Consider the following 5,420-nt stretch of genomic DNA (forward strand, 5'->3'; position numbering starts at 1 on the left):
AACTGGCACTTTCTGAACAGACACACTTATTGTAAAATTTTTTTGCGAGTTTGTAGACACGCACTACCTAAACACAAAAAACTAATATTCATCGCCTTTCTCCAGAAAAAACTCGTTAAGTATTTCATAAATGTTTTCCGAGTTTACATGCTTATATATCTTATCATTGATTTTTAAAACAGGACCATGTTCACAAAGACCGTCACACAGATCACCATGAAAAAACACCTTGTTCTCCAGTCCGTGCTCTTTAAGATATCCTTTTATTAATTCAAGTGTATGCCGGTTACCCCTTGAAAAACAAGAGCTCCCGAGACATATCGTAATATTTGTTTCGTTACTCATGAATGCTTTCTTAAAATTTTAAATTGTCAGCATACTCAATAAATTTACATATTTTTGACCAAGGCAGTATGTCCGGCCAGTAATTTTTAAACATTCAAAACAAAGAGTCCGCTCTAAAAAGTCTCTTTTGAGGACAGACTCAATCAATACTATTTAATAAAAACTGAGTTTCAAATGCCAGCTCTACTAACCGTTATCTCAGCAGCCGACCAGTCGAAACAAATCATTGAACTGAGTTACAAGCTGGGAAGGCTATTAAACTATGAACCAATAATCACCACATGCAATGACCGCGAACTGTGCCTTAAAAAACAGCTCGAAAGCGAAAATTATGAAGTGTCGGGGTCAGAAAAGGATTTTTTTCAGGCGATATCTGCCTGGCTTGAAAAACCTTCGCTTGATATTTCGTTGATCACAGTTTCGCAAAAAGTTGTCAACATCAACAAAACATACAAGGCTACCCGTTTTTTTTCCGGTTGCCGCATGTTAAAAATCCCTTATCTCATACTGCCCGAAAAAGTTAATGTGTCATGGCATCCAAAACACATTTTTTTTCCTGTCTGCACCCGGGATGGCGAAAAGGAGGCTTCGGCATGGGTCGGTTCATGGACAAAGGCAAACAACAGTGAAATTACCATCCTGCATCCCGAGTTCAGAAGTAAAGAAAACCAGGGTAGATTATGGCGGTTGCTCGTCTTCATTCAACGGCTGTTCGACAATTCAAATGTCCCGTATAAGACCATAAAAGCCGGAGCCGGGAAAAAAGAAACCAACAACAAAGCCCTTGAAGAAGCAAAAAAAACGCCCGACAGTTTATTAATTGTTCCTGCCACACGGCTGAATTCTCCCGAATATATATTTACCGGTCCTCCCGAGATCAGATTATTAAAAAACCGGGGAAATACCCCGGTCCTTTTTGTTAATCCACGACATGATATGTACGTACCATGCAGTTAATGCTCCCTGAAGCCAATATTAATGAGTTCACCACTAATAAACCCGGTATATGGCAATCAGTATCTTTCGCGCGTTGTGTATGTCGTGTGTAACAATTCGTGCGATTTATGTCCGAGGGGTTCTATAAGAAATTCGTCATACAGTTGAATGATTTCGGGATTTTCATGTGATTTCCGAATTTTCTTTCCTGCATCTTCTCTGTATATAGCCTCGGCACGCTTTTGCCGTATTTCGGGAGAAGTGGGCAAGGGCTGACCGCCACCTCCCAGGCATCCTCCGGGACAAGCCATAATCTCGATAAAATGGTAATCGGCCTTACCATCTCTTACCGATTCCATCACTTTCTTTGCATTGGAAAGCCCGTGTGCAACACAGGTTTTCACCTCCACTCCGTCAAGAAAGTCCCATTCGGGTAAAGGGTCTTCGATTTTGATGGACGCTTCTCTTACATTTTCCATACCTCTGACAGGCATAATATTAAGTCCATCGAAAGGCACTTCCCGTCCTGTCACAACTTCATAGACGGTCCGCAGTGCAGCTTCCATAACACCACCGGTAGCACCAAAAATAACACCTGCTCCGGAACTTTCGCCCATAATGCTGTCATAGTCATCGTCAGGAAGGGAACCGAAGTCAATTCCTGCCTGTTTAACCATCAGTGCCAATTCACGGGTTGTTACTACATAATCAACATCCTGATATCCCGATGCTCTCATCTCCGGCCGGTTGGCTTCAAATTTTTTGGCGGTGCATAGCATCACCGAAACACTCACCATTTTTTCCGGATCGACACCTATCTTATTGGCATAAAATGTTTTGGCCAAGGCGCCAAACATCTGTTGCGGTGATTTGGCCGTTGACACATGTTCCAGGAAATTGGGGAACGTATGCTCAATAAATTTGACCCAGCCCGGAGAGCAGGAAGTTGTCATTGGCAATTTCACATTCGGGTCTTTGTCTTTCAATGCCTTTTTGAGGCGCTGAAGCAACTCGTTTCCTTCTTCAATAATTGTCAGGTCGGCCGAAAAATCTGTGTCCAGCACAGAATTAAATCCAATTCGTCGAAGCGCAGCGACCATTTTGCCGGTTACAATTTCCCCCGGCTCCATATCCAATGCTTCTCCAAGCGCTATTCTGACAGCCGGAGCTGTTTGTACAACTACAAATTTCTCCGGGTCATATATAGCATCCCAAACCTCATTGATGTAGGCCTTTTCGGTAAGTGCTCCGGTAGGACATCGGTTAACACACTGACCGCAATTGGTGCAGACCACTTCATAAATGGGCTTATCAAAGAAAGTTGAGACTTTCATTTCTCCACCCTTGTGAGCAACAGTCAATGCACCTACACTTTGAATCTGATCGCAGGTACGCACACAGCGCTGACAGCGAATACATTTTGAGTCGTCCTTTATTATAGAAGGAGAAAACTCATCCACGGTATATCCTTTTAGCGGAACAAGCGGAATATACCCGTTTTCACCTACAATATATTCAGTAGTCAGAGCCTGTAACTCGCAATTTCCATTTTTGTAACAGGTGGTACATTCTGCCCTGTGTTCAGAAATCAGCAGTTCAATAATTTGTTTCCTGGCAGTACGCACTTTGAGGCTGTTGGTGTAAATTTCCATTCCCTCACTAACTGGCGTTGCACAGGCCGGTAGCAGGCGATCGGCACCACTCTGTTCTACAACACACACCCTGCAGTTTCCGGCCACACACAAGTCTTCATGATGACAGAGGGTGGGAATGCGCACGTTGATCATCTTTGCTGCATCAAGAATAGTGGTCCCGGCATCTACCGAAACGCTGAGGTTATCTATTTTTAAATTAATTTTTTCCTTCATAATAAACCCGGATTTGGTATTAATAAATCATTTCTTCACGAAAATTTTCAACAATAGAACTGAAAGAATTGGCCACCGACTGACCTAAACCACATTTTGCCGTAATACGCATAGTTTCTGCCAGTGAAAGAAGCTCATCCAGATAACCCGAAGGCTTATCGCCCCGTTTCACAGCTTCAATACCCAGCAATAATTGCTGAGTCCCGACACGGCAAGGAGTACATTGACCACAACTCTCTTCTACAAAAAAATCGAGATAATTGTGAAGAACATTATACATCGAACGTGATGAATTAAATATCATCATAGAACCACCGGTAGGAAGTGAAATACCGGTTAATTTCCCCTTATAACCAATCTTGGTATTTTCAAAGCGCTTTCGTGGCACACAAAATCCTGCAGCTCCACCTACTTGTACTGCTTTGGCATCTCCGTCACCAAAATCGTCCACAAATTTCTGGAGAGTCATACCAAACTCAAGTTCATAAATACCAGGGATAGGAGTATCACCACTCACTGAAAATACTTTACTTCCACGGCTGTCCTTCACCCCAAGATCACGGAATTTTTCCGGTCCGTATTTAAAAATTGAATAGGTGTGAGCCAATGTCTCCACATTGTTAATCACAGTAGGACCACCCAGATAACCAGCATCTGTGGGATATGGTGGTTTATTGCGCGGTTCTCCCCGGTGTCCTTCCATACTTTCGAAAAGTGCAGTTTCTTCACCACAGATGTATGCACCACAACCCAGAAATATTTCAATACGGAACGGCAACTTCAACTTATCAAGCAAAGCATGAAATTCATCGATGGCTTTGTTCAGTTTCGGAACCAGAAATTTATATTCTCCCCGAAGATAGATGAACCCCTTTAGCGAACCGATAATTCTCGCACAAATGGCCATACCGGTCATCACCTTATGGGGGACGCTTGAAAGTATTTCACGATCTTTAAATGTACCCGGTTCACCCTCGTCGGCGTTGCAAATCACATATTTGTTCTCCCCTTTAGCTTCTGCCGTAAGCTTCCACTTCAACCCTGTTGGAAAACCGGCACCTCCGCGGCCTTTCAAGCCGGAACTAATTAAATCTTCAATCAACTCTTCGTTGGTTCGTGACAACGATTTGGAAAGAATGGTTTCGGCATCATGTTCATTCTTGAAGATCAGATCGAGACGTTTTAGACTTTTATTCATAACCTGGATGTTTTCATTCGTATAAAATTTACTTAAGTTATTGGCCTAACGGAACTCGCATGCAAAATTTTGTGCATGTTCCTGTTCCAGGATAATCCCCTAATTCGTGTCTGGCCATAAAGTACCATTTACTGTGTTACGCTTGCCACCAAAATACTCATTTACGAGTAGTAAACTCCGTTTTTGGCGGCTTCGCAAGCCTTGCGACTGGCACTTTCTGAACAGACACACACATTGTAAAAACTTTTTGCGAGTTTACAGGCACTTACTTATTACCGAGGCAGGCAGTAACAGGTATTAATAAAACTACCACACACAAATACAAATTGTTAATGCCTCCTCATGCAGAGGCCTGCTCCTGAAGACGGTATTCGTTGATAATATCTCTAACTTTCCCGGGGGTAAGTTCTGTATAAGGCACATCATTAATAAGCATGGCCGGGCCTTTATGACATTGTCCCAGACAATTGGTCTCTTTCAATGTAAATAACCCGTCAGGAGTTGTTTCTCCTACTTTTATCTTCAAAAGATTCTGAAGCGCTTCAAGAACCTGATTTTTACCGTGCATCATGCAGGTGATTGTTTTGCAAACCCGAATCACATATTTGCCGCATTTCTTCGTTTCAAGAAAAGAATAGAAAGTAGCGGTTCCATATACCCGGGCTGCTGAAATGTCTAACTCACGGGCAATTTCAATCATCACATCATCCGCAATCAAATGCTGGTCCTCATAGACACTTTCGAGTATGGGCAACAGATTTTCCTCCTTTCGGCCGTAGCGATCAGCAAGCTTTTTTACGTAATCTTTTGATGGAAGCATAACACTGATTTTTAATACAATAAACAAATTGAAGATTTTTTTCTTTATTAAAGTAGTGCTAATTGAATGAGTTATACTATGACTTATATCATATTTTTAACATATCGCTGTCAACAAAGCCAATTTTAATTTATTCTAAACACAAGTAATTCGATACTGTCATTTTAAAAAAGCCTAAGCGCAGAAACGCAATGAAGCAAAGTTTTTTATTATGAGAGAGTTGTGGTTTGTGTCATTAGTGTCTGTCCATAAA

Annotated in this window: 5 protein-coding genes; 1 reads left to right on the forward strand and 4 read right to left on the reverse strand. The window is 42.0% G+C overall.

The window, feature by feature from the left end:
• Nucleotides 1-81: 81 nt before the first annotated feature.
• Entirely contained in the window at nt 82-345 is a 264-nt protein-coding gene (locus OQ5_RS0106825; RefSeq protein WP_016776768.1) for a (2Fe-2S) ferredoxin domain-containing protein, read from the reverse strand.
• A gap of 174 nt (nt 346-519) precedes the next feature.
• Here OQ5_RS0106825 and OQ5_RS0106830 point away from each other — a divergent pair, with 174 nt between their 5' ends.
• Entirely contained in the window at nt 520-1,302 is a 783-nt protein-coding gene (locus tag OQ5_RS0106830; protein ID WP_016776769.1) for a hypothetical protein, read from the forward strand.
• A gap of 56 nt (nt 1,303-1,358) precedes the next feature.
• Here OQ5_RS0106830 and OQ5_RS0106835 read toward each other — a convergent pair whose 3' ends face one another.
• From OQ5_RS0106835 to OQ5_RS0106845, 3 genes are all read right to left on the reverse strand, one after another.
• The gene (locus tag OQ5_RS0106835; protein WP_016776770.1) at nt 1,359-3,149 is read right to left on the reverse strand and encodes an NADH-dependent [FeFe] hydrogenase, group A6; all 1,791 of its coding nucleotides are present in this window, start codon (nt 3,147-3,149) and stop codon (nt 1,359-1,361) included.
• A gap of 19 nt (nt 3,150-3,168) precedes the next feature.
• The gene (locus OQ5_RS0106840; protein WP_016776771.1) at nt 3,169-4,347 is read right to left on the reverse strand and encodes an NADH-ubiquinone oxidoreductase-F iron-sulfur binding region domain-containing protein; all 1,179 of its coding nucleotides are present in this window, start codon (nt 4,345-4,347) and stop codon (nt 3,169-3,171) included.
• A gap of 340 nt (nt 4,348-4,687) precedes the next feature.
• On the reverse strand, nt 4,688-5,167 hold the full coding sequence (locus tag OQ5_RS0106845; RefSeq protein WP_016776772.1) for an NADH-quinone oxidoreductase subunit NuoE family protein: 480 nt from the start codon (nt 5,165-5,167) through the stop codon (nt 4,688-4,690).
• Nucleotides 5,168-5,420 lie beyond the last annotated feature (253 nt).

This window comes from Anaerophaga thermohalophila str. Valhall, from assembly GCF_000250735.1.
GTDB lineage: Bacteria > Bacteroidota > Bacteroidia > Bacteroidales > Marinilabiliaceae > Anaerophaga > Anaerophaga thermohalophila_A.